Origin of the sequence: Nonomuraea wenchangensis (assembly GCF_900111685.1) — a bacterium.
Lineage (GTDB): Bacteria > Actinomycetota > Actinomycetes > Streptosporangiales > Streptosporangiaceae > Nonomuraea > Nonomuraea wenchangensis.
The window spans coordinates 134,410-158,564 of record NZ_FOHX01000010.1; the positions used below are offsets into that span (position 1 = coordinate 134,410).

Annotated in this window: 18 protein-coding genes; 6 read left to right on the forward strand and 12 right to left on the reverse strand. The window is 73.3% G+C overall.

Features of this window, described 5'->3' with window-relative positions; all coding sequences use genetic code 11:
* Positions 1-2 precede the first annotated feature (2 nt).
* Genes BMW85_RS28565 through BMW85_RS28575 form a run of 3 tightly spaced genes read right to left on the reverse strand, consistent with a single transcriptional unit; the run spans position 3 to position 3,087 of the window.
* Positions 3-887 carry a carbohydrate ABC transporter permease gene (locus BMW85_RS28565; protein ID WP_091087402.1) on the reverse strand — a complete coding sequence of 295 codons (885 nt, stop codon included), beginning with the start codon at positions 885-887 and terminating at the stop codon, positions 3-5.
* Positions 887-1,771 (reverse strand): carbohydrate ABC transporter permease, encoded by an 885-nt coding sequence (locus BMW85_RS28570; RefSeq protein WP_091087403.1) that lies wholly within the window; start codon positions 1,769-1,771, stop codon positions 887-889. Before BMW85_RS28570 ends, BMW85_RS28565 begins: the two co-directional genes overlap by 1 nt.
* Positions 1,768-3,087 (reverse strand): ABC transporter substrate-binding protein, encoded by a 1,320-nt coding sequence (locus BMW85_RS28575; RefSeq protein WP_091087406.1) that lies wholly within the window; start codon positions 3,085-3,087, stop codon positions 1,768-1,770. Before BMW85_RS28575 ends, BMW85_RS28570 begins: the two co-directional genes overlap by 4 nt.
* A gap of 177 nt (positions 3,088-3,264) precedes the next feature.
* On the opposite strand from BMW85_RS28575, the gene BMW85_RS28580 reads away from it, so the two are divergent.
* From BMW85_RS28580 to BMW85_RS28605, 6 genes are all read left to right on the forward strand, one after another.
* On the forward strand, positions 3,265-5,295 hold the full coding sequence (locus tag BMW85_RS28580; RefSeq protein ID WP_091087407.1) for a beta-galactosidase: 2,031 nt from the start codon (positions 3,265-3,267) through the stop codon (positions 5,293-5,295).
* Positions 5,292-6,416, forward strand: a complete 1,125-nt coding sequence (locus BMW85_RS28585) for a glycoside hydrolase family 53 protein (protein WP_091087410.1) — start codon at positions 5,292-5,294, stop codon at positions 6,414-6,416. Before BMW85_RS28580 ends, BMW85_RS28585 begins: the two co-directional genes overlap by 4 nt.
* Before the next feature lie 82 nt (positions 6,417-6,498).
* Positions 6,499-6,960, forward strand: a complete 462-nt coding sequence (locus BMW85_RS28590) for an RrF2 family transcriptional regulator (protein ID WP_091087413.1) — start codon at positions 6,499-6,501, stop codon at positions 6,958-6,960.
* A gap of 41 nt (positions 6,961-7,001) precedes the next feature.
* Positions 7,002-8,174, forward strand: a complete 1,173-nt coding sequence (locus BMW85_RS28595; protein WP_091087415.1) for a globin domain-containing protein — start codon at positions 7,002-7,004, stop codon at positions 8,172-8,174.
* A 41-nt stretch (positions 8,175-8,215) separates the two neighbouring features.
* Positions 8,216-8,845, forward strand: a complete 630-nt coding sequence (locus BMW85_RS28600; RefSeq protein ID WP_091087417.1) for a nitroreductase family protein — start codon at positions 8,216-8,218, stop codon at positions 8,843-8,845.
* Between the two features lie 48 nt (positions 8,846-8,893).
* Positions 8,894-9,724 (forward strand): SAM-dependent methyltransferase, encoded by an 831-nt coding sequence (locus tag BMW85_RS28605; protein ID WP_091087419.1) that lies wholly within the window; start codon positions 8,894-8,896, stop codon positions 9,722-9,724.
* A gap of 4 nt (positions 9,725-9,728) precedes the next feature.
* Here BMW85_RS28605 and BMW85_RS28610 read toward each other — a convergent pair whose 3' ends face one another.
* From BMW85_RS28610 to BMW85_RS28650, 9 genes are all read right to left on the reverse strand, one after another.
* A complete protein-coding gene (locus BMW85_RS28610; protein ID WP_091087422.1) occupies positions 9,729-11,120 on the reverse strand; it encodes a GH1 family beta-glucosidase in 1,392 nt (463 codons plus the stop codon).
* Positions 11,117-13,393: an alpha-xylosidase gene (gene yicI / locus BMW85_RS28615; protein WP_091087424.1), complete on the reverse strand. Its 2,277-nt coding sequence runs from the start codon at positions 13,391-13,393 to the stop codon at positions 11,117-11,119. Before yicI ends, BMW85_RS28610 begins: the two co-directional genes overlap by 4 nt.
* A gap of 22 nt (positions 13,394-13,415) precedes the next feature.
* Positions 13,416-15,407, reverse strand: coding sequence for a beta-galactosidase (locus tag BMW85_RS28620; protein WP_091087427.1), 1,992 nt, complete (start codon positions 15,405-15,407; stop codon positions 13,416-13,418).
* Entirely contained in the window at positions 15,404-16,423 is a 1,020-nt protein-coding gene (locus BMW85_RS28625; protein ID WP_091087429.1) for a LacI family DNA-binding transcriptional regulator, read from the reverse strand. Before BMW85_RS28625 ends, BMW85_RS28620 begins: the two co-directional genes overlap by 4 nt.
* A gap of 109 nt (positions 16,424-16,532) precedes the next feature.
* Positions 16,533-17,738, reverse strand: a complete 1,206-nt coding sequence (locus BMW85_RS28630) for a hypothetical protein (RefSeq protein WP_091087431.1) — start codon at positions 17,736-17,738, stop codon at positions 16,533-16,535.
* Between the two features lie 117 nt (positions 17,739-17,855).
* Positions 17,856-19,076 carry a PP2C family protein-serine/threonine phosphatase gene (locus BMW85_RS28635; RefSeq protein WP_091087434.1) on the reverse strand — a complete coding sequence of 407 codons (1,221 nt, stop codon included), beginning with the start codon at positions 19,074-19,076 and terminating at the stop codon, positions 17,856-17,858.
* Between the two features lie 51 nt (positions 19,077-19,127).
* A complete protein-coding gene (locus BMW85_RS28640; protein WP_091087437.1) occupies positions 19,128-19,676 on the reverse strand; it encodes a dihydrofolate reductase family protein in 549 nt (182 codons plus the stop codon).
* A 50-nt stretch (positions 19,677-19,726) separates the two neighbouring features.
* The gene (locus BMW85_RS28645; RefSeq protein ID WP_177240929.1) at positions 19,727-21,502 is read right to left on the reverse strand and encodes an aldehyde ferredoxin oxidoreductase C-terminal domain-containing protein; all 1,776 of its coding nucleotides are present in this window, start codon (positions 21,500-21,502) and stop codon (positions 19,727-19,729) included.
* Positions 21,503-21,597: 95 nt separating this feature from the next.
* Positions 21,598-24,141: a WD40 repeat domain-containing serine/threonine protein kinase gene (locus tag BMW85_RS28650; protein WP_177240930.1), complete on the reverse strand. Its 2,544-nt coding sequence runs from the start codon at positions 24,139-24,141 to the stop codon at positions 21,598-21,600.
* Positions 24,142-24,155 lie beyond the last annotated feature (14 nt).

The following is a 24,155-nucleotide window of genomic DNA, read 5'->3' on the forward strand; positions in this document are numbered from 1 at the left end:
TTTCATTTCACGGCTCCGGAGGACAGATCGGTCCTCCAGTATCGCTGCATCGTGAGGAACAGCGCGATCAGCGGCACGATCGACAGGAACGCCCCGGTGAGGATCAGGTTGTAGAGCGCGGGCTGGTTGGCCCCCGCCATGAGCAGCGTGTAGAGGCCGACCGTGAGCGGGAACTTGCCGTCGTCGCCCAGCATGATGAACGGCAGCAGGAAGTTGTTCCAGATCGCCACGAACTGGAACAGGAAGATCGTCACCATGCCGGGCACCATGAGCGGCATCGCCACCCGCGCCATCAGCCGGCCCTCGCCCGCCCCGTCGATCCGGCCCGCCTCCAGCAGCGAGTCGGGGATGGCCGCCGAGGCGTAGATGCGGGCCAGATAGATGCTGTACGGGTGCAGGATCTGCGGCAGCAGCACCGCCCAGTACGTGTCCGCCAGCCCGAACTTGCTGAACAGCAGGTACTGCGGGATGGCCAGCACCACGGCGGGCACCAGGATGCCGCCGATGAGGATGTTGAAGATCACGTTCCGGCCGGGGAAGCGGTACTTCGCCAGCGCGTACCCGGAGATCGCCGAGACCGCGGTGGACAGCAGCGCCCCGCCGCCCGCGTAGAGCAGCGTGTTGCCCGCCCACAGCCAGAACACGCCGTCGCGGTAGGCGAAGAGCTGCTCGACGTTGTCGAGGAAGCCCGTGCCGAACGCCAGCGTCGAGGTGCTGAACAGCTCGCCCGGCGACTTGGTGGCCGCGATGAACACCCAGAACACCGGGAACAGGCAGTAGACCGCCCCGAGGAGCAGCAGCGCGGTCGGCGCGATGCCCCACGACCCGCGGCCGGCCGGGCCGCGCGAGCGGCGGCGGTGCGAGGTGGCGGCGGTGATCCCGGCCATCAGCCCTCCCCGAAGGCGTGGTTGCGGACCACGCGCAGGAACCCGAACGACAGGACGAGCGAGACCGCCGCGATGACGATCGAGGTGGCGGCGGCCGAGTAGAGGTCGCCGGTGACGAAGGCGTCCCGGTAGACCTTCATGAGCGGGCTCCAGGTGGAGCTGATCGTGTTGGTCAGCGGGCGCAGCGTGGTGGGCTCGGTGAACACCTGGACGGTGGCGATGATCGAGAACACCGTGGTGAGGATGATCGCCGGGGTCAGGATCGGGATCTTGACCCGGAGGGCGATCTGGAGCTCCGAGGCGCCGTCGAGCCGGGCGGCCTCGTACAGGTCGCGCGGGATGGCCCGGAGCGTGGTGTAGAGCACGAGCATGTTGAAGCCGGTGCCGCCCCACACCGCCACGTTCGCCATGGAGTACGTGACGGTGGTGGGCCCGAGCAGGTCGGCGTCGAGCACGGAGCGGATCGGGCTGAGCGAGGGCAGGTAGAGGAACCCCCACAGCAGGGTGGCGGCCACCCCCGGCACCGCGTACGGCAGGAAGATCGCGATCCGGGAGAACCGCGCCAGCCGCACCCGCGCCGAGTCCAGCAGCAGCGCGAACAGCAGCGCGAGGCCGAGCATGACGACCAGCACGAACGCGCCGTACCCGAGCACCCGCAGCCAGCCCTGCCACAGCTCGGCGTCGGCGAGCGCGGCGGAGAAGTTGTCGAAGCCGACGAACACCTCCCGTCGCGCCCCCTTCCCGAGCCCGAGCCCCGACACCTTGGTCCGGCGCGTCGCCAGGTAGACCGTGTAGCCGATGGGCACGGCGAGGAAGAGCGTGAACAGCACGACCGCCGGGGTCAGGAAGAGGTACGGCCAGGCGCTCCTTCGTCCCTGGTTCATTGGGCGATCTGGAAGCCGGCCTTGCGCATGTCGGCGACCGTGGTGTCCTGCATGGACTGCACGGCCTCGGCGAAGGACGACTTGTTCTGGACGGCCTTGTCGAAGGCGTCCTTGAAGGCGTTGTACGTCACGCCGACGTTCGGGCCGAAGGTGAAGCCGCGGGCGCCGGCGGAGACGGCGGCGGCCTGCTGCCAGAAGTCGGGCTGGTTGGCGAAGTACTCGGGGGCCTCGCCGAGCGCCGACTGGGCCTTGGTGGCGGCCGGGTAGATCGCGGCCTCCTCGACCAGCAGCTCGATCGCGGCGGGGTCGGTGTTGAGCCAGGTGGCGAACTGCGCGGCGGCGGCCTTGTTCGGGGTCTTGGCCGACACGGCGGTGGACGAGCCGCCCCAGAAGCCGCTGACGTTCTCGCCGGCGTTCCACTGGGGGAGCGGTGCGGCGGCCCACTTGCCCTTGGCCTTGGGCGCGTTGCTCGACAGCACGCCCGGCGCCCAGACGGCGGACGGCCAGGTGAGCAGCTTGCCGTCGTTGAGCGCCTTGTTCCACTCGGGGGTGAAGTACGGCATGTCGTCGATAGCGCCCTCCTTCACCAGGCCGCTCCAGTAGTCGGCGACCTTCCTGGTGGGCTCGTCGGCGATGTTCACCTTCCAGGACTCGCCCTCGATCGACCACCACTGGGCGCCGGCCTGCTGGGCGTAGCCTGTGAACGCTCCCGGGTCCTTGCTGGAGAACGTGCCGAGGTGGACCTTCGGGTCCTTCTTGCGCACGGCGCGGGCCGCGTCGGCGTACTCCTGCCAGGTCTTCGGGACCTCGATGCCGTACTTGTCGAACAGGTCCTGGCGGTAGAAGAGCATCATCGGGCCGCTGTCCTGCGGGATGCCGTAGACGCCCTCGGTGCCGAGCGTGACCAGGCGCCACAGGCCCTCGGTGAACTCGCCCTGGATCGCGGCGGTCTCGGCCTTGATGTCGGCCACCGCGTCGGCGGCGATGAACGAGGGAAGGTGCTGGTACTCGGCCTGGACCAGGTCGGGCGGGTTGCCGGCCTTGGCGGCGGTGAGGTACTTGGCGGCCGCGTCGTCGCCGCCGGCCTGCTTGCTGACCGTGACCTGGATGTCGGGGTGCGCCTTGTTCCAGACGTCCACGATCTTGTCCATGTTGGGGGCCCAGGTCCAGTAGGTGAGCTTGACCGGTCCCTGGGCCGCGGGGGCGGAGCTTTGCGGCGCCGCGGAGCTCTGGGGGGTGGGCTCGCCGGACCCGCAGGCGGCGAGGGTGGCCGTGAGCGCGACGGCCAGCGCTGCTCCGAGACGGTTGGCGCGCATGCGTACCTCCGTAAGGTTCTGTGAACGTGCACAGAGTGGAGCAGCGCCGAAATGCCCGTCAAGAGGCGTTACGTTCTCGTTAACCCGCGAAAAATCCCTGATCCGTCCCCGGGCTGTTCCCAACGGCGTGGGGAGGGATTACTGTGCACGTTCACAGAAGATTTCCAAGGGGGATGGATGTATCCGGAGCGTCCTGCCGGCCTCGCCTTCGGCGGGGACTACAACCCAGAGCAGTGGCCGCGCGAGGTCCTGGAGGAGGACGCGGCCCTCATGCGGGAGGCCGGGGTCAACCTGGTCAGCCTGGGCATGTTCTCGTGGGCGCTGATGGAGCCGGCCGAGGGACGTTACGACTTCGGCTGGCTGGACGAGATCCTCGACCGGCTGCACGCGGCCGGCGTCGCCGTGGACCTCGCCACCCCGACGGCCGCGCCGCCCGCCTGGTTCGTCGCCGCGCACCCCGACGTGCTGCCGGTGACCAGGGACGGCGTGCGGATCGGGTTCGGCGGGCGGCAGAGCGCCTGCTCCAGCGCGCCGGCCTTCCGTGAGGCGACCGCCCGGCTGGTGCGGGCGCTGGGCGAGCACTACCGCGACCATCCGGCCGTGGCCATGTGGCACGTGCACAACGAGTACGGGGCGCCGCTCGGCGAGTGCTACTGCGAGCACAGCGTGGCCGCCTGGCGGGGGTGGCTGCGGGCGACCTACCAGGACCTCTCCGCGCTGAACGACGCCTGGGGGACCACCTTCTGGGGCCAGACCTACACCGACTGGTCGCAGATCGACGCCCCGCGCTTCAACCACACGGTCGTCAACCCCGCCCAGCGCCTGGACTACGCCCGCTTCAGCGACGGCCAGCACCGCGAGCACTACGCGCTCCAGCGCGACATCCTGCGCGAGCTCACCCCGCACCTGCCCGTCACCACGAACTTCGCCGGCACCGTCAACTGCAAGTCCACCGACCTCTGGCAGTGGGCCCGCGAGCTCGACGTGGTGGCCAACGACCACTACCTGCGGGCCGAGCAGCCCGACAACCACATCGACCTGGCGATGTCCGCCGACCTCGCCCGCTCGGTGGCCGGCGGCGCGCCCTGGATGCTCATGGAGCACTCGGCCGGGGCGGTCAACTGGCAGCCGCGCAACCTCGCCAAGCGGCCCGGCGAGATGCGCCGCAACAGCCTCGCCCACGTGGCGCGCGGCTCCGACAGCGTGCTGTTCTTCCAGTGGCGGGCCTCCAGGTTCGGGGCCGAGAAGTTCCACTCGGGGCTGGTGCCGCACGCCGGGACCGACTCCGGGCAGTGGCGCGAGGTGGTCCGGCTGGGCGCCGACCTGCGGCGGCTGGCCGGGGTGCGGGGAAGCCGGGTGCGGGCCGAGGTGGCGCTGGTCTGGGACTGGGAGTCGTACTGGGCGCTGGAGCTGGACTGGCGGCCGTCGGTGGACCTGTCCTTCCGCGAGCGGATGGACGCCTTCTACGAGGCGTTGTGGCGGGAGCACGTCACCGTGGACTTCGTCCACCCTTCTGCTGATATTTCGGGGTATCGGGTGGTGGTGGCGCCCAGCGCGTACCTGCTGACCGAGGCCGGCGCCAAGAACCTGCACCGGTACGTCGAGGCGGGCGGGCACCTGCTGGTGTCGTACTTCTCCGGCATCGTGGACGAGCACGACGCCATCCACCCCGGCCCCCACCCGGGCGCGCTGCGCGAGCTGCTCGGCCTCTCGGTCGAGGAGTTCCACCCGCTGCGGCAGGACGAGACCGTCCTCCTGGCCGCCGAGCCGGACGCGGCCGGGACGGAGGCCCTGCCGGGGCGGATCTGGTCGGAGCGGGTGCGCCCGGCGGGGGCGGTCACCGTGCGCGCCTTCGCCGCCGGCCCCGACGCCGGCCACCCGGCCTTCACCCGGCACGACCTCGGCGCGGGCACCGCCTGGTATCTCGCCACCGCCCCCGTCGGCGGGCGGGCGCTGCGGGACCTGCTCGGCCCAGTGCTCGACCACGCGGGCGTGTCACGGCCGCGCGGCCTGCCCGAGCACCTGGAGCTGGTCCGCCGGGGCCGCCACGTGTTCCTCGTCAACCACGGCGACGAGCCGGTGACGGTCGAGGGGGTGACCGGCGTCAGCGTGTTCGACGGCGTGCGCTGCGACGGCCGGGTCACCGTCGCGGCCGGCGCCGTCACGGTCGTCGAGGAAACCCCCCGAACCGAAGGAGAACGCGCATGAGGCGCATCCTGACCGTCCTGTCCCTGCTGTTACTCACCGCCGCCTCACTGGCGGCCCAGCCCGCCCAGGCGGAACAGGCGCACGGCCCCGGAACGCGCCTGGCGATCCGCGGCGCCGACGTCTCCAGCCTGGCCAAGTCCGAGGCGCTCGGCGGCGTCTACCGCGACGCGCTCGGCCGCCGCGCCGACGCCCTGCGCGTCCTGTCCCAGGCGGGGCTCAACTTCATCCGGCTCAAGGTCTGGGTGAACCCGGCCGACGGCTACAACACCAAGGCCAGGGTGCTCCCCGTCGCCAAGCGCGCCAAGGCCCAGGGGCTGAAGCTGCTCGTCGACTTCCACTACTCCGACACCTGGGCCGACCCCGGCAAGCAGTACAAGCCGGCGGCGTGGGAGTCGCTGAGCTTCGACCGGCTCCGGCAGGCCGTCGCCGACCACACCTACGACGTGCTCGACGCGCTGCGCCGCCAGGGCACCCCCGCCGACATGGTCCAGGTCGGCAACGAGATCAACGGCGGCCTGCTCTGGCCCGACGGCTCCAACGCGAACTGGGCGAACACCGCCGCGCTGCTGAACGCCGGCTACGACGCCGTCAAGCGGGTCTCGCCCGCGGCCAAGGTCGTGCTGCACCTGGCCAACGGCGGCGACAACGGGTTGTACCGGTGGTGGTTCGACAACGCCGCCGCGTACGGCATCAGGCACGACGTCATCGGGGTGTCGTACTACCCGTACTGGCACGGGACGCTGGAGGGCTTCCAGGCCAACCTCAACGACGTCGCCACCCGCTACGGCAAGCCGATCGTCGTGGTGGAGACCGGCTATCCCTTCACCACGGCCGACGACGACGGCTGGGAGAACCTCATCGTCTCGCCCGAGCCGTACCCCGGCTACCGGTCCACGCCGCAGGGGCAGGCGGCGATGCTGGCGAAGGTCGCCGACATCGTCAGGCAGGTCCCGAACGGTCTCGGCCTCGGCCTGTTCACCTGGGAGGCGACCTGGACCGGGGTGCCGGGCAACGGCTGGGACCCGGCCGACCCGTCCTCCGGCAACGCCTGGGAGAACCAGGCGCTCTTCGACTTCGCCGACCGCCCGCTGCCCGCCATGGCGGTGCTCGGCGGGGTCTAGAACGGTGACCTGAGAAGGCGGCCCGGGAAGGCGGCCCGGGAAGGCGGCCCGGGAAGGCGGCCGGGCGGCATACCGTGGACGTATGCGCCTGACCGCCTTCACCGACATCTCCCTGCGCATCGTGATGCGGCTGGCCGTGGCGGACGCCGACGAGCTGCTGACCACGCGGGCCGTGGCCGATGTGCTCGCCGTCCCGTACACCCACGCGGCCAAGGCCGTCGCCAGGCTGAGTGAGCTGGGGCTGGTCGAGGCCAGGCGGGGGCGGGGCGGCGGGATGCAGCTCGCCGCGGGCGGGCGCGCCGCGACGGTCGGCGGCATCGTGCGCGCGCTGGAGGGCGGCGACGACGTGGTGGGGTGCGAGGACGCCGTGCCCTGCCCGCTGCGGGCCGCCTGCCGGCTGCGCGGCGCGCTGCGCGAGGCCCGGGAGGCGTTCTACGCCGCGCTCGACGGCGTCACCGTCGCCTCGCTGGTCGAGGCGCCGACCGGGCCGGTGCTGCTGTCCCTCGCGCCCCCCGGGGAAAGGGCCGCCCTTCCGGCCAAATAATATGAATCCCAGATACCAATTAAGAATCTGGGGGTTCATCCATGCTGTCCGAGGAGAGCGCGGCCGTCGTCCGCGCGACGCTGCCCGTCGTCGCGGCCCAGCTCGACACCATCACCGCGCGGTTCTACGACACGATGTTCGCCGACCGCCCCGAGCTGCTCGACGGCCTGTTCAACCGCGGCAACCAGCGCAGCGGCGAGCAGCGGCGCGCCCTGGCCGGCTCCATCGCCGCCTTCGCGACCATGCTCCTGGAACACCCGGACGAGCGCCCCGACATGATGCTGTCGCGCATCGCGCACAAGCACGCCGCCGTCGGCGTCACCGAGGACCAGTACGTCATCGTCCACAAATACCTGTTCGGCGCGATCGCGGAGGTCCTCGGCGACGCCGTCACCCCCGACGTGGCCGCCGCCTGGGACGAGGTCTACTGGCTCATGGCCGGCGCGCTCATCGCGATCGAGTCCCGCGTGTACGCCGCCGCCGGCGCCGAGGGCGGCCGCACCTGGCGCACCTGGCAGGTCGTGGAGCGGCGCGAGGAGACCCCGGACGCCGTGTCCCTGCTGCTGCGCCCGCTCGGCGACGAGCCCGTCCCGCCCGCCCTGCCCGGCCAGTACGTGAGCATCCGCGTCCGCATGCCCGACGGCGTCCACCAGCTCCGCCAGTACACCCTCTCCGGCGAGGAGGACGACGGCCTGCGCCGCGTCACGGTCAAGCGCGTCGCCGACGGCGAGGTCTCCGCCCTGCTGCACGCCACCGTCGCCGAGGGCGACGAGCTGACCCTGTCCGCGCCGTTCGGCGACGTCGCGCTGCGCGACGGCGACGCCCCGCTCGTGCTCGTCTCGGCCGGCATCGGCTGCACCCCGATCACCGCCATGCTCGGCCACCTGGCCCGCACCGGCGACCCCCGCCAGGTGCTGCTCCTGCACGCCGACCGGGACGTGACGAGCCACCCGCTGCGCGCGGACATGACCCGCCTCGCCGCCGCGGCCGGCGCCGAGCAGGTCCTCTGGTACGAGCGGGACGCCCCCGAAGGCGCCCGTACCGGCCTGATGGACCTGGCCGGCGTGCGGATCCCCGAAGGCGCGCAGGTCTACATGTGCGGGCCGGTGCCGTTCATGCGGGCGGTCCGCGGCGACCTCATCAGGGCGGGCGTGGCGCCGAAGGACATCCACTACGAGGTCTTCGGCCCCGACCTCTGGCTCGGCGCCGCCTGAGCCTCCCGGGCGCGCGGGTGGCGGGTTGGCATGATGGGGCCATGACACCCGACGAGCTGCTCACCACCACCCGCAGCGTCCGCAAGCGCCTCGACCTGACCAGGCCCGTGCCGATGGAACTCGTCCGCGAGTGCCTGGAGATCGCCTTGCAGGCCCCGACCGGCGGCAACGCCCAGGGCTGGCACTGGGTCGTGGTCACCGACCCGGAGCGGCGCAAGGCGATCGGTGACTACTACGGCCGGGCCACCCGCGCCTACCTCGCCTCGAAATCCTCGGCCGGCGCCCTGTTCCAGGACGACCCGGAGCGGGCGGAGGTGCAGCGGCGGGTCTCCGACAGCGCCGCCCACCTGGGCGAGCACATGGGCGACGTCCCGGTCCTGGTGATCCCCTGCATCGAGGCGCCCAGGCTGCCCGAGGGCAACCAGGCCGGGCTCTGGGGCTCGCTGCTGCCGGCCGCGTGGAGCTACATGCTGGCCGCCCGCGCCCGCGGCCTCGGCACCGCCTGGACGAGCCTGCACCTGGTGTACGAGACCGAGATCGCCGAGCTGCTCGGCATCCCGTCCGAGGTCCGGCAGGGCGCGCTCATCCCCACGGCCTACTACACGGGCGAGGCGTTCAAGCCGGCCCGCAGGCAGCCGCTTGACGACGTTCTCCACCTCGACGGCTGGTGACCGGTTAAGATCACCGGCGTAATCCCCCCGTATCCCAAGGAGCCGGCGATGCCCGAGAGCGAGCAGGAAAGCGCACCACAGGGGATAGACACCAGCAGGCCGAGCGTGTCGCGCGTCTACGACTTCATGCTCGGCGGCACCGACAACTACGCCGCCGACCGGCAGGTCGCCGAGCTGGCGCTGAAGATCGCGCCGGACGCGCCACAGGCCGCCAGGGCCAACCGGGCGTTCCTGCGGCGCACGGTCCGCCACCTCGCGGGCGAGGCCGGCATCCGGCAGTTCCTCGACGTCGGCTCGGGCCTGCCCACGCAGGGCAACGTGCACGAGATCGCCCAGGAGGTCGCGCCGGGCACGCACGTCGTCTACGTCGACCACGACCCGATGGTGCAGGTCCACGGCGGGGCGCTGCTCGCCGACGACGACACGACCGCCGTCGTGCACGCCGACGCCCGCGAGCCGGAGAGCATCCTCGCCGACCCGCGCACGCGCGCCCTCATCGACTTCGACCGGCCGGTGGCGCTGCTGATGTTCGGGCTGCTGCACCACCTGGCCGACGAGGAGGACCCGGCCGGCATCGTGGCCCGCCTGGTGGCGCCGCTCGCCTCCGGCAGCCACGTGGTCATCTCCCACTTCCACAACCCGGGCGCGGCCCACCCCGAGGTCGCCGCGCAGGCGGCCGAGGCCGAGAAGCTGTTCAACGAGCATCTCGGCACCGGCCGCTGGCGCACCCGCGAGGAGCTGCTGGCCTACTTCGACGGCCTGGAGCTGCTGGAGCCCGGCCTCGTGCCGCTGCCGGAGTGGCGGCCGGACGAGGGGTACGACCCTGATCTCGGCATCACCTACCACACCTTCGTCGGCGGGGTGGGGCGCAAGCCATAGGGGCTCACTCCGGCAGCTTGCCCGTGGCCACCACGTCGCGATACCAGTGGGCGCTGTCCTTCCAGGTGCGCTCCATCGTCTCCCGGTCCACCCTCACGATGCCGAACCGCTTGGCGTAGCCGTGCGCCCACTCGAAGTTGTCCATCAGCGACCACACGAAGTAGCCGCGCACGTCCGCGCCGCCCGCGATGGCCTCGGCCACCGCGGACAGGTGCCGGCGCAGGTAGTCGATCCGGTCGGCGTCGTGGACCAGCCCGTCCTGCCCGACCGGGTCGGGGAACGCGGCGCCGTTCTCGGTGATCATGAGGGGCAGGCCGGGGTGGTCGCGGTGCAGGCGCAGCAGCAGCTCGGTCAGGCCGGTCTCGTCGATGTTCCAGCCCATCTCGGTGTACGGGCCCGGCTGGCGCACGAACTCCACGTCCTCGCAGGCGATCCACGGGGAGGCGGCCCCGTCCTGGTGGCCGTCGGCCGTCTCCTTCGCGCCGGAGCCGTCCCAGTGCCGCACCAGCGTCGGGTTGTAGTAGTTGACGCCGAGCACGTCCAGCGGCTGACAGGCGGCCGCCTCGTCGCCGTCGCGCACGAACGACCAGTCGGTCACCGAGGAGGTGGCCTCGATGAGGTCGCGCGGGTAGGCGCCCTCCAGCATCGGCCCGAGGAAGGCCCGGTTGGCCAGGGCGTCCGCCTTGCGCACCGCCGCCGCGTCCGCCTCGGACACGCCGCGCACGTGGTGCAGGTTGAGCGTGACCGACATGTCGGCGTCCCCGGCCGCGGTCGAGCGCAGCGCCTGCACCGCCAGGCCGTGCCCGAGGTTGAGGTGGTGGACGGCGGCGAGGGCCGCGGCCGGGTCGGTGCGCGCCGGGGCGTGCACGCCGGAGCCGTAGCCCAGGTAGGCCGAGCACCACGGCTCGTTCAGCGTGATCCAGGTGTGCACGCGGTCGCCGTACCGCTCGCCCATCAGGCGGGCGTACTCGGCGAAGCGCAGCGCGGTGTCGCGGGCCGGCCAGCCGCCCGCGTCCTCCAGCTCCTGCGGCAGGTCCCAGTGGTAGAGGGTGGCGACGGGGGCGATGCCGCGGGTCAGCAGGCCGTCGATGAGCCGGTCGTAGAAGGCCGCGCCCGGCTCGTTGAGCCCGCCGGCGCCGCCCGGCTGGACGCGCGGCCAGGAGATCGAGAAGCGGTAGGCGCCGACGCCGAGCCCGGCCAGCAGGTCGAGGTCGGACTCCAGCCGGTGGTAGTGGTCGCAGGCGAGGTCACCGGTGTCGCCGTTCGCGACCAGCCCGGGGGTGTGCGAGAAGGTGTCCCAGATGGACGGGCCGCGGCCGTCCTCGTTCCAGGCGCCCTCGACCTGGTAGGCGGCGGTGGCGGTGCCCCACAGGAAACTCTCGGGGAAGGTGGTCATGCTGCTCCTTCAAGGATGATCTCTATCTCGTCCGTGTCCGGCCCGGCGGTCGCCCGCACGCCGCCGGCCAGCAGGTTCCAGGACGTGGCCGGGCCCTCGACACGCCGGGCCCGCACCCGCTCGCCGGCCCGCGACACCTCGAAGACCGCCCCGACGCCCCCGTCCACGGTGGGAACGGTAACAGTGCGGTGATCTCCGTCCGCGAGCCGGTACGCCTGCAGGGTCACGCCGTCGGCGTAGTCGTAGTCGGGCCGGTCCTCGCGCGCGCCGACCGGCAGCACCGCGCCCGGCCGCACCAGCAGCGGCAGGCTGTCGAAGCCGTGCACCTCGGCGTGCCAGCCGGGCCCGGTCACCGTGCCGCCGTCCAGCAGGCGGGTCCACTCGCCCGCGGGCACGTAGTAGGAGACCTCGCCCTCCGCCGACAGCACCGGCGCGACCAGCAGGTCCTGGCCCAGCATGTACTGGGCGTCGAGGTGGTCGCAGGCCCGGTCGCCGGGGAACTCCAGCTGCATCGCCCGCATCACCGGCAGCCCGTCCGTGGTCGCGCGCACCGCGGCCCCGTACAGGTAGGGCATGAGGCGGGCCTTGAGCCTGGTGAAGGCGCGCAGCACGGCCACCGCCTCCTCGTCGAACAGCCACGGCACCCGGTACGACGAGCTGCCGTGCAGCCGGCTGTGCGACGACAGCAGCCCGAAGGCCACCCACCGCTTGAACACCGCCGGATCAGGCAGGCCCTCGAACCCGCCGATGTCGTGGCTCCAGAACCCGAACCCGGCCAGGCCGAGCGAGAGCCCGCCGCGCAGCGACTCGGCCATCGCCTCGAACGTGGACTCGCAGTCGCCGCCCCAGTGCACCGGCAGCCGCTGCCCGCCGACGGTCGCCGACCGGGCGAACAGCACGGCGGGGCCGCGCTCGGCCAGCACGTCGTGGACGGTCCGGTTGTAGAGCAGCGTGTAGTAGTTGTGCATGCGCTCGGGGTCGGAGCCGTCGGCGTAGGCCACGTCCGTGGGGACACGCTCGCCGAAGTCGGTCTTGAACGCGTCCACGCCCATGTCGAGCAGCGCGCGCAGCTTGCCCGCGTACCACTCCCGGGCGGCCGGCGAGGTGAAGTCCACCAGCGCCCGCCCCGCCTGCCAGTGGTCGTCCTGCCACACCGTGCCGTCCGGGCGGCGCAGCAGGTGGCCGAGCCGCCGGCCCTCGTCGAACAGCGCCGACGCCTGCCCGACGTACGGGTTGATCCACACGCACACCCGCAGCCCGCGCTCCTTGAGCCGGCGCAGCATGCCCTCGGGGTCGGGGAACGTCTCCGGGTCCCACTCGAAGTCGCACCAGCGGTATTGCCGCATCCAGAAGCAGTCGAAGTGCAGCACGCTGAGCGGGATGTCCCGCTCGGCCATCCCGGCCACGAACGACGTGACCGTGGCCTCGTCGTAGTCGGTGGTGAACGACGTGGACAGCCACAACCCGAACGACCAGGCGGGCGGCAGCGCCGGGCGGCCGGTCAGCGCGGTGTAGCGGCGCAGGATGTCGGCCGGCGTCGGGCCGTGGATCACGAGGTACTCCAGCTCGTGCCCCTCGACGCTGAACTGCACCCGCGACACCGTCTCCGACCCCACCTCGAACGACACCCGGCCCGGATGGTTGACGAACACGCCGTAGCCGCGGTTGGTCAGGTAGAACGGGATGTTCTTGTAGGCCAGCTCGCTGGCCGTGCCGCCGTCGTCGTTCCAGATGTCCACCGTCTGCCCGTTGCGCACCAGCGGGCCGAAGCGCTCGCCGAGCCCGTACACCAGCTCACCGGCGCTCAGCCGGAGCTGCTCGGCCAGGAAGTGCCGGCCGTCGGCGTCCTCCATGACGGCGAGGCTCCTGCCGTCGCCGCGGGTCAGCTCCCTGCCGCCGGCGCTGAACACCAGCTCCCACGGCGCGTCCCTGCGCAGCCGCGCGGTGAGCGAGCCGCTGGTCAGGCTCGCGTGCTCGGCGTCCACGGCGATCTCGGCCACGCCCGGCTCCCCGTGCAGCTCGAAGACGGGGGAGTCCGGCACCGAACCGGCGAGGTGCACCACGCGGACGCTGATCGCGTCCGGCATCGGTGAGGAGACGTCCACGCGCAGGACCGGGCCGTCGATGGTGGCGCCGCGGTGGGTGATCGGGCGGGTGGGCGCGAGGATCCGTAACGACCCGCCCGCCTGATCCGCCGTGACGTCGTGCGCAGCGGCGGCGTACGAGGCCCGCACCCCCGGTCGCATCCGCCAGTAACCGTCCTTGAACTTCATCCCGTCCGCCCCAGAGGTCGAGTCACGTGTGCCGGCGCAGCGCGGCGACCGCGCGCGGCGGCAGGGTCACGGGGCCGTCGGCGACGGCTCCGGTCAGCAGGTCCTCGCAGCGTCCTCCCGGGTCCACGCGGGCGGTCGCGGCGCCGTGGTTCAGCAGGAACAGCACCTCGCCGCGGCGTACCGCCTCGACGCCGGGCGGCAGCTCGGCGACCTCGCCGCGCACGCCCGCGTCCGCCAGCGCCCGCGCCATGACCTCGGCGAGGGCGGCGGGCTCCGGCAGGGTGGCGACGTACCAGGCGACGCCGTCGCCGGCGCGGTGCCGCAGCACCGCCGGCCGGCAGGCCAGGTCGCCGCCGGTGAACTCGGCCACGGCCTCGGCTCCTTCGGCGGCCATCAGCTCGGTCCAGGTGTGCGCGGTGAACGTGTCCCCGTCGCGCCAGCGGCAGCCGACCTCGCCCGCCGCGGGCAGCCACTCCTCGCCGGACGCGCCGAGCGCCGCGCGCAGCGGCGCCGGGAACCGGCCGGTGCGTACGTGCCCGTCCGGGTCCACCACCCCGGAGAACGGGCCGACGAGCAGCGTGCCGCCGCCCCGCGCGTACGCGGTCAGCGCCTCCGCGTCCCGGTCGGCGACGAGGAACAGGTTCGGGACGACGACCAGCGCGTACCCGCCGAGGTCGGCGTCCGGCGGCACCACGTCTACGGCGACGCCCCGCTCCCACAGCGGCAGGTAGTAGGCGAGCAGTTGCTCGTCGGCCCGCAGCCGGTCGCTCGGCCGGCCCGGCTCCTCCAGCGCCCACCAGCTCTCCCAGCCGAACACCAGCGCCACCCGCGCCGGCACCGGCTGCCCCGCCACCTCGCCGAGCCCGCGCAGCTCCCGTCCGTGCGCGCGCACCTCGCGGTGCAGCCGGGTGTCGGGGCCGGCATGCGGCACCATCGCCGAGTGGAAGCGCTCGGCGCCGAAGCGGGAGGCGCGCCACTGGAAGTAGCACAGGCCGTCGGCGCCCCTGGCCAGCGCCTGCAGCGACTCCAGCCGGAGCTGCCCCGGCGGCTTGGGCAGGTTGTGCGGGCGCCAGTTGACCGCGCCGGCCGCCTGCTCCATCAGCAGCCACGGCCGGCCGCCCGCCAGGCCGCGCATGAGGTCGTGGACCAGCGCGGCGCGCGCAGGGGCGAGCGGGTCGCCCGGGTCCGGGTAGCAGTCGTTGGAGACGACGTCCTCCTCGGCGGCCCACCTCCAGGCGTCCACCGGCTTGAACAGCCCCATGAAGTTCGTGGTGACCGGGATGTCCGGGGTGTGCTCGCGCAGCACGTCACGTTCGGCGCGGAAGTGGTCGAGCAGCGCGTCGGAGCAGAACCGCTGCCAGTCGAGGCTCTGCGTCGGGTTCACCAGGTAAGGGGCCCGGCGCGGCGGCAGGATCTCCGCCCAGCCGGAGTAACGCTGGCTCCAGAACGCGGTGCCCCACGCCGCGTTGAGCGCGTCCAGGCCCCCGTAACGCCGCTCCAGCCAGGCGCGGAACGCCTGCGCCGAGACGTCGCAGTGGCAGACCTGGCCGTACTCGTTGCCGACGTGCCAGAGGGCGAGCGCGGGGTGTCCCGCGTAGCGGGCGGCGAGGTCGCGCACGATGCCGAGCGCCCGCTCCCGGTAGACGGGCGAGGACGGGCAGAACTGGTTGCGCGAGCCGTACCAGAGCCGGTGCCCCGAGGCGTCCACCGGCAGCGTCTCCGGCTGGAGATGCCCCAGCCACGGCGGCGGCGAGGCGGTCGGGGTGGCGAGGTCCACCGCTATCTCGGCGCCGGCCATCAGGTCCATGACCTGGTCCAGCCAGCCGAAGTCGCGGGCCCCCGGCTCCGGCTCCAGCCGCGCCCAGCTGAACACGCCGACCGTCACCAGGTTGACCCCGGCGTCGCGCATCAGCGCGGCGTCCTCGGCCCAGACCTCCTCCGGCCACTGCTCGGGGTTGTAGTCGCCGCCGAACAGCAGGCCGCGGCCCGCCGTGAGGCGCCGCAGCCCGCTCATGAGCCCGCTCGCGGGGGACCCGAGCTGCCGCCGGGCACCAGCCGGCACGGCACCAGCCGCTGGCGCGGCGGACCGTCGCCCTGGAGCCGGTCGATGAGCATGCGCGCGCCGAGCCGGCCCAGCTCGGCGCTCGGCGGCTCCAGCGTCGTCAGGCTCGGGTGGAACATGGCCGCCGCCCGCGCCGATGACAGCACCAGCACCAGCGTCAGGTCCTCCGGGACGCGCCAGCCGCGCGCCGCCACGCCCGCGAGCACGCCGGCCGCCGCGTGGTCGTCGGCCACGGCCAGCGCCGTCACGCCGGGGCGCTCGGCCATCAGCCGCTCGAACGCCTGCCTGCCCTCTTCGGCCGAGCCCGGGCGGAAGCCGTCCGCGTAGCCGAGGCCCGCCTCGCGGGCGGCCGTGGCGAACTCCCCGGCCATCCGGGCCGCCGGGCCGTAGCTCTCGGCGTACCGGCCGGGGGAGAGGTTGAAGAAGGCCAGCTCGCGGTGGCCGAGCCCGGCCACGTGCGCGACCGCGTCGCGGGCGGTGGCGGCGAAGTCGATGTCGGCGTGGTCGATCGCGTCCGGCTCGCGGGTGCGGCCGATCATCGCGAACGGCACCCCGGCCGCCGACAGGAACTCCGTCCGCTCGTCGTCCAGCCGCACCTCCATGAGCAGCACGCCGTCCACCAGGCCCAGGCCGGTGAGGTGGCGCAGCTCGTCGACCGGGTCGGCGCTCTCCGGCGACAGCAGCAGGTGGTAGCCCAGCTCCTTGGCGGCCTCGGCGGCGCCGGTCGCGAAGAGCATCTCCGTGTGGCCGAAGCCGCCGGCCGGCGTGGGGAACAGCAGCGCGAGGATCCTGGTCCGCTTGCTCTGCAGGCCGCGCGCCAGCAGGTTGGGGCGGTAGCCGAGCTCGGCGGCGGCCTGCTCGATGCGCCGCTTGGTGGCCGCGGCCACCGGCCGGGTGCCGTTGAGCGCGGCGGAGACCGTGCTGACCGCGACCTGGGCCCGCTCGGCCACGTCACGTAACGAGGACATCAGACCCCTGACGGGAGGTTGTCGAAACGTTTCGCACAACCTAAAGTCCGATTTGTGCGGATGTCAACGGTCTACGCGCGGGCCGAGCGCCGGCGCAGGATCACCCGGGTCAGCGGCGGCTCAGCGCCAGGCTGTGGACCGGGTGCTCGCCCTCGGTCTGCAGCCGGTACTCGCGTCCCGACTTGGCGCGGTTCTCCGCGATCACCCGCTCGGAGGCCGGCTGCTCGCCGCCCATGACGGCCTCCTGCATCTTCTCGAACCGCTCGTGGGCCTCCTGCACGTAGCCGGTGCCCAGCGTCGTGTAGTCGATCTGGGTGGCCAGCAGGTCGCGCAGGTAAGCCTTGTTCGGCTCGAACGTCACCGGCGCCGGCAGCTCCGGCGCGCACACCTGCTCGGGGTCGCGGCCGTCGTACTTCTTGAACAGCTCGGCCGCCAGCCGCAGGTGCTCCAGCTCCATGTTGAGATGCAGCTCCCAGATGTTCTTCACCTTGGGGTCGGACTCGGTCTGCATGAACGAGTGGTAGAGGTAGCACTCGTTGTACTCGTGGTTGAGCAGCATCTCCCACCAGCTCTCGCCCGGGTCCACCAGGGACTCGTAGTGGGTGACGTGCTCCTCCTCCACCATCCCGATCTCCTGGTAGAGCTGCCGGGCGATCGGCTCCATGTAGGTCGGCCCGACGTTCATGTAGAAGTTCATCGTCTGCTGCTCGGCGGACATGACCGTCAGCGCGTGCAGCTTGGAGATCGGCGCGGCTTTGGAGCGGTCATAGGGCTCGCGCACGTTGTCCACCGGGTTGCGGTGATGCAAGTAGGTCGGCCGTCCCGGCATGACCTCCGTCAGGTTGTCGACGATCTTCTCCGCCTTGCGGTGCTCGATCATCTCGTACAGGTTGGCGTAACGGTAGAGGTGGTCGAAGTCCTCCAGCACCCCGAACTGGTAGGCCTGCTGCAGGTACGGATCCGGCTCCATGCGGGCCACCCACGCCGTCAGGTCCACGGCGACCTGCTCGTAGGAGATCGTCGTCTCCAGCACCGAGGACACGCCGGGCAGCAGCCAGTTGACGGCCTTCTGCTGCTGGGCCTCGATGTAGCGGGAGCGGGCGAGCTGCTGCTTGAGCTCGATGTCCGGGCAGTGCCGGGCGAGCTGGTGGCTGAACAGGATGGCCTCGATCTCGATGCCGTTCATCGTGATGATCCGGCAGAGCGTGTAGGGGTCGCAGTGGTCGGGATCGACGGGGGTCACGCTCAGCTCGCGCCAGTTCCGCAGCTGCTTGTCCAGCGGGATACCCCGCTCCTGCAATGGGTTGAAAGGCATGACGCCGGGCTCCTTGCGTTGGTCGGGAACATCCGGTTTCCGGCCTACCCGGCACCTTTGGGGACAACCTCTCCTCCTGATCGGCTGAGAGACTGGAGATGGTAATGCCGCCGCAGGTCAGGGCAGGGTCAGGAGGCGGTGCCGCTCGCCGTACCACTCGACGGTCATCACCGTGGCGTCGTCCTGCAGCCGGTCGCCCTGGTGCCGCAGGATGGCCTGGATCAGCCGGCGCAGCGTCTCCGGCGCCGACACGCCGTCGGCCTCGTGCCGCACCACGAAGTCGGCGAAGCGCTCCAGCCCGAACACCTCGCCGTCCGGGCTGCGCGCCTCCACGATGCCGTCGGTGTAGAACAGCAGCCGGTCGCCGGGTTCGAGCTGGTAGCGCAGCAGCCCCCTGGACACGCCCAGCCCGAAGCCCATCGGCGGATCGGGCACGGGGACGGTCTCCAGCGTCGCCACCCGCCGCCCGCCCCGGATCACCAGCGGCGGGTGGTGGCCCCGGTTGACCCAGCGCAGCAGGCCGGTCCGCAGGTCCAGCGAGGCCAGGAGGCCGGTCGCGTACCGGCCGACGAACTGCGCCCTGATCGCCGCGTCCACCGCCTCGCTCACCTCGGGCAGCCCCGTGCCCCGGCGCCGGTCGTGCCGGGACGCGGCCATCGCGACCGAGGCGGTCAGCCCGGCCGCCGTGTCGTGCCCCATCGCGTCGAACAGCGACACGTGCAGGACGTCCCCGTCGATCGCGTAGTCGTAGGCGTCGCCGCCCACCTCGTACGCGGGCTCCATGGCGGCGCTCACCACCACGCCCTCGCTCGCGAACGTGCCCGGCGGCAGCAGGCTCCACATGACCTCCGCCGACAACGTCATCGGCCGGGACCGCACCAGCCGGGAGTAGGAGTCGCTGTGGGGGCGCTTGCTGACGACCAGCACCGCGATCAGCGCGGCGAGCTGGGCGGCCCGCCACTCGGCCAGCTCCGGATCCTCGTCCGGCACGTCGGTCCCGAGCACCCCGACCCGCTCGGTGCCGTCCAGCAGCGGCATCCACAGCCGGCGCCGGCCGCCGCCCGGGCCCGGCATCGCGTACACCAGAGACACCGTCTGGAACGCCCGGCCAGGCAGCGTGGTGTCGACGCCCAGCCGCTCCGGCGGGCGGCCGGCCGCGTCGCGCTGACCCGGCAGCGGCACCAGCGTCTGCTGCTGCAGGTCCACGACGTAGATCAGGGTGCCGGAGAAGCCCATCGTCGCGGCGTGCTCGGCGACCAGGGCCGGCAGGTCCTCCATGGTGGCCAGGTGGCTGGCCGCCAGCAGGCCGCCCAGGGCGCGCTCGCCGTCGCTCCGCATCGACCTCTCCTTCCGGGGCGGATGGACGGCCCCTACCCGCGCGGTACGGGCTCACCCCGGCGTCGGGACCCGCCACCACAGGTGCGCGGCCGACGGCGCCTGTGTGACGCCGAGCCGTTCGAGGTGGACGGGCGCGCCGCCCGGGCGGTCGAAGAGGCGGACGCCGTCGCCGAGCAGGACGGGCGCGACGAACACCAGGATCTCGTCCAGGACCCCCGCCTCGAGGCACTGCCGGGCCACGTCCGCGCCGAGCACGTTGACGTACTTGCCGCCCGCCGCCTCCTTGGCGGTGGCGACGGCGGTGCCGAGGTCGCCGGCGAACACCACGCCCGGCACCGGCTCGGCGGGGGCGTGGTGGGTCAGCACGACCTGCGGGCCGCTCCAGCCGCCGCCGAACGCCTGACCCTCGCCTTCCGTGCCCCGGTGCGGGTCGTCGCCGCCGTACGTGCGCCGGCCCACGAGGAGCGAGCCGATCCGCCCGGCGAGGTCGTCGGCGAAGGGATCGGGGCCGAGGTACGGGGTCAGCCAGGACATGTCGCCGCCCGGCCCGGCGATGAAGCCGTCCAGGGACATCGTCGCGGAGTAGAGGAGTTTGCTCATGCCCCATGGGACACCGTCCACGCCGAAAACTCACCGCGCCCCGCAGGGCTCTACCAGCCGAGCTCGGCGCGGAACGCCGCCCGCGCCTCGGCGAACGCCTCCCGCTCCAGCACCGCCCCCTTGTAAGGCCCCTCGGCGACCGGCTCCTCGTGCAGCCGCGCGGGCAGCTCCTCGCGGCCCGCCAGGCCCTCCCTGGCGGCGTAGGCGCGCATCGCGTCCAGCCGCTCCTGCCCGGCCGCCAGCAGCTCCGCGACCGGGAACTCGCGGCCCAGCACGGCGGCGGCCAGCCCGGTCAGGTGGTCCAGCGTCAGCGGGCGGGTGGGGGAGGAGGCGAACAGGCACACGTTGAGCGCGTCCAGGGCGCTCCACAGCCGCAGCAGGCGGGCGGTGCGCGCGCCCCGCTCGGCGTCCAGGCGGCCGGCCGGCGCCGGCTCCGCCCCGATCCTCGCCGCCTCGGGGAAGCAGTACGTGAGCCCCTCCACCGGGTCGAAGTCCAGGTCGTGCTCCAGCGCGTCGTAGCGGGGGCCGCCGGGAGCGAGGGCGTAGCCGAGACCGAGCCCCGGCTGGACGCGCGGATCGAAGCAGGGCAGCTCGGCGCCCTTGACCGTCATCGCGTACCGGGCGGCCTCCGGGCCCAGCGCTGCCGCCGCGCGGGCGGCGCCCCCGGCCAGCAGCTCGCCGAGCGCGCCCGTCCGGTGCGCCACGTCCGCGACCAGGCCGGGCAGGGCCGCCGCGTCACCGAAGGCGGGCCCGCCGGGCAGCAGGCCGCGCCCGGCGCACTCCATGGCGAAGGCCAGCGTGCCGCCCAGGCTGACCGGGTCGAGACCGAGGTCGTTGCAGAGGGCGTTCGCGGCCAGCACGGTGTCGAGGTCGTCGATGCCGAGGTTCCAGCCGAGCGAAGGGAACGCCTCCTGCCCGAGCCCGCCCGAGCGGCGCTCCGGCGCGGACGGCGGGGCGTACACCTTGAGGCAGTCGTTGGGGCAGCCCGGGCAGGCGCCGCGCAGCGTCACCGCGCGGCCCGCGTAATCGCCCTCCTGAGGGGCGCGCAGCCCGGTCGCGGCCGTGACGGAGAAGTTGCGCACGGCGACGTAGCCGGGCGTGGGCGGCTCGTCCGTCCATCCCGCGAACCCCGGCTCGCCGTGCTGCCAGGCCGCCAGCCGGTTGACGGACAGCGCCTCCCGGTAGAAGGCGGCGACGCCCGCCAGCGCCCCGGGGTCGGCCACTGCCGCCTCGGCGTCGCCCGCGCACACCAGGGCCTTGAGGTTCTTGGCGCCGAACACCGCGCCGATGCCGTACCGGGCGGCCGGATGGGCGAGGTCGGCGACGACGCTCGCGTACCTGACCAGGTTCTCCCCGGCCGGGCCGATCGCCGCCACGGAGGCGTCGCGGCCGTGCCTGGCCCTCAGCGCGTCGGTGGTGGCGGCGGTGCCGAGGCCACGCAGCTCCTCCGCGTCCCGCACGCTGACCTCGCCGTCCTCCACCAGCAGGTACGACAGCCGCGCCGCCCGCCCGGTCACCGCCAGCGCCCGCACCCCGGCCGCCCGCATCCCCGCCGCGAACGGGCCGAGCGCGTGCGCCTCGCCGGCCACCCCGGTCAACGGCGACTTGGCCAGGAACACCGCCTTGGCCAGACCGGGCGCGCGGACGCCGCCGAGCCGGCCGGCGGCCACGAACAGCAGCGCCCGCGGGTCGTACGGGTCCAGGCCGGGCGGCGTGCGCTCGGTCATCAGCCGCAGGCCGAGGATCGTCCCGTCATGGTGGCCGGACTCGTCGTCCCGGCGCTCGCGTTCGACGGATCCGCTGGTCAGGTCCACGATGATCGGCACGGCACAGCCTTTCTGAGAAACGATGCGGTACGACATCACACCTCACGGCACGGACGCAAACCAGCGGGGGCGGCTGCCGGGAGCGGGACGACGGCTCAGCCGGTGCCGAGGCTCCACAGGCGCAGCCGGCGGTCCGCGCCGACGGCGACGACGACGGGACGGGTCACCGGCTGCTCGGCGAGCGCCAGCGCGCGGATGCCGCCGCCCTCGCCGGAGCCGAACTCGCCGACGAGCTCCCCGTCGGCGAGGCTCCAGACGCGCACGAACGCGTCCCCGCCCGACGGCGTGTGCGCCACGACCGCGACCGGCACGCCGCCCAGGGTGCCGGTCACCAGCGCGGCCGTCCCCCGGTCGTCGGGGCTGCGGTCGCTGAAGTCCCACTTCTTCCTGCGCTTGCCCGACTTGAGGTCGTACACGCGCAAGGTGGCGTCCAGATGCGTGGAGACCAGCACCGGCTCGCCCTTCAGCTCGGCGCACGCCAGGAGCTCGATGCCGCCGATCTCCTCGGTCTTGAACGTGCCCGACACCACGCCCGTGGACAGGGGACGCACCCGGACCCGGTTCGCGCCGTCGCCCGTCACCAGCACGTCGGTGTCGCCCAGCCGGCCGAAGGCCAGGCCGTTGACACCCTGGAAGTGCTCGGTGCTCGTGGGACCGATCTGCCTGCCGGTCGTGACGTCCCACAGGCGGACGGTGCCGCGCAGGTCGCGCAGGCTGTCGTACTTCTGCGACACCGCGACCACCCGGCCCTCGGCCGTGACGGTCACCGCGATGATCGGATCCGTGGCCTTGTGCGCGGCCAGGCTCTTGCCGGACGGGCTCCACAGGCGCATGCGGCCGTCGGCGTGACCGGAGGCGATCACCGGCTCGCCCCGGCTGTTGCCGTACGCGACGGCCGTCGTCGCCGCGCCGCCGTCGCCGAGCCTGCGGGCCGGGCCGGCGGTGAGGTCCCAGGCGACGACGGAGCCGTTGCCGCCGCCGAGCGCCACGAACGGCCCGCGCGCCCCCATCGCCGCCGACGGGGCGCCCGTGCCCGAGGGCAGTGCCGCCGGGTCCCCGATCAACGTCCCGAACGGCTCCGCCGCGACCGGCGTGGCGGCTGTCTGGGTGGTGAGGGGGACGGGTGACCCGGTGGCAGGCGGCGTCCCCGTGGCGCCGGTGCCGATGCCGGTGCCGATGCCGGTGTCAGGAACAGGCGGCTGACCCAGCGTCCCGTCATGGCCCGCCGCGCCGCCGTCCGGCCTGAGCACGACGAACGCCGACACCGCCGCCGTCGCCAACGCCGCCGCCCCGGCGCTCAGCACCGCCCGCCGACTGGCCCCCTTCCGCCCACCTCCCGGCGACGTCTCCGCATCCGTCATCCCACCGTGATACGCCCCTTGGAACCCACGACCTCGCGCATTAGGGCCCCGCCCCTCGACAGTCCCCTGCCCCCGAAGCCCTCCGGACCCCCCGTACCCCTCGGGGGTCGGACGCCCTGCGCCTCCGCCAGGCCCAGTCCCGGGCACACCACTCCCACCGGGCCCCGACCACGGGCCTGCGGGCTCCGACGCGGGCCCGCCACCCCCACGGGGCGCAGGCCACGGGCCGACGGGACTCGACGCGGGCACGCCGTCCCCGTCGCCCCGCACAGCAGCGGCCTGCCCCGCTGCCACCCCGCCAAGCCCGGCGGCGCCCGCCACCCCGCCGCGCCCAGCGGCGCCCGGCATGGCTTCGGGGCCCGACGGCGGCGCGCCCGGCCCGTTGAAGGCCGCGCCCGGCCCAGCGGGGGTTGGGGTGGCGGGTGGAGTGGGCCCTTCCGGAGGGCCGGGCGGGGGAAAGGGGACGGCTGGGCCGCGGTGGGTCATCAGGCGCTTCATCAGCTCCGTGGGCGACGGCCGTAAGGCCGGGTCCCTGGCGAAGCACGCCCGCAGCACCTCCGCCAGCCGCTCAGGCACCCCGTCCAGGTCGGGCGAGCCGCTGAGCACGGCGTTGAGGATCGCCGGGACCGTCGCCCCGGCGTAGGCGGGCCGCCCGGTGGCCGCGAACACCATGGTCCCGGCCCAGCTGAACATGTCCGACGCCGGCCCGACCCGCTGCCCCTCGAACTGCTCGGGCGACATGTACGTCGGCGTCCCCACCACCCCGGACGCCATCGTCGTCGCGTCCAGCGCCTTGGCGATGCCGAAGTCGATGACGATGGGCCCCTCGGGCCCGATGAGCACGTTGCCCGGCTTGAAGTCGCGGTGCACGATCCCGGCCTGGTGGATGGCGGCCAGCGCGGTCAGCGTCGAGATCGCCAGCCGGTCCAGCGTCCCGCCGGTGCGCGGCCCCTCCGACCGGACGACCTGCTGCAGCGTGTCGCCCGCGACGTACTCGCTCACGATGTAGGGGCGCTCGTCCGCCGTCCCCACGTCGAGCACCGCCGCCGTGCAGAACGCGGCAACCCGCCGCGCCGCCTCGACCTCGCGCAGGAAGCCACGGGTGATGGCGTCGTCACCGCTCAGATGGCTGTGCAGCAGCTTGACGGCGACCTCGCGCCCGTCGTCGCCGACCGCCTTGTAGACCGTTCCCTGGCCGCCGGAGCCGAGCACGCCGACGAGCCGCCAGCCGGCCACCCGTTCGGGGTCGCCCGGCCGGAGCGGGCGGATCTGCGGCATCCCCGCTCCTTCCG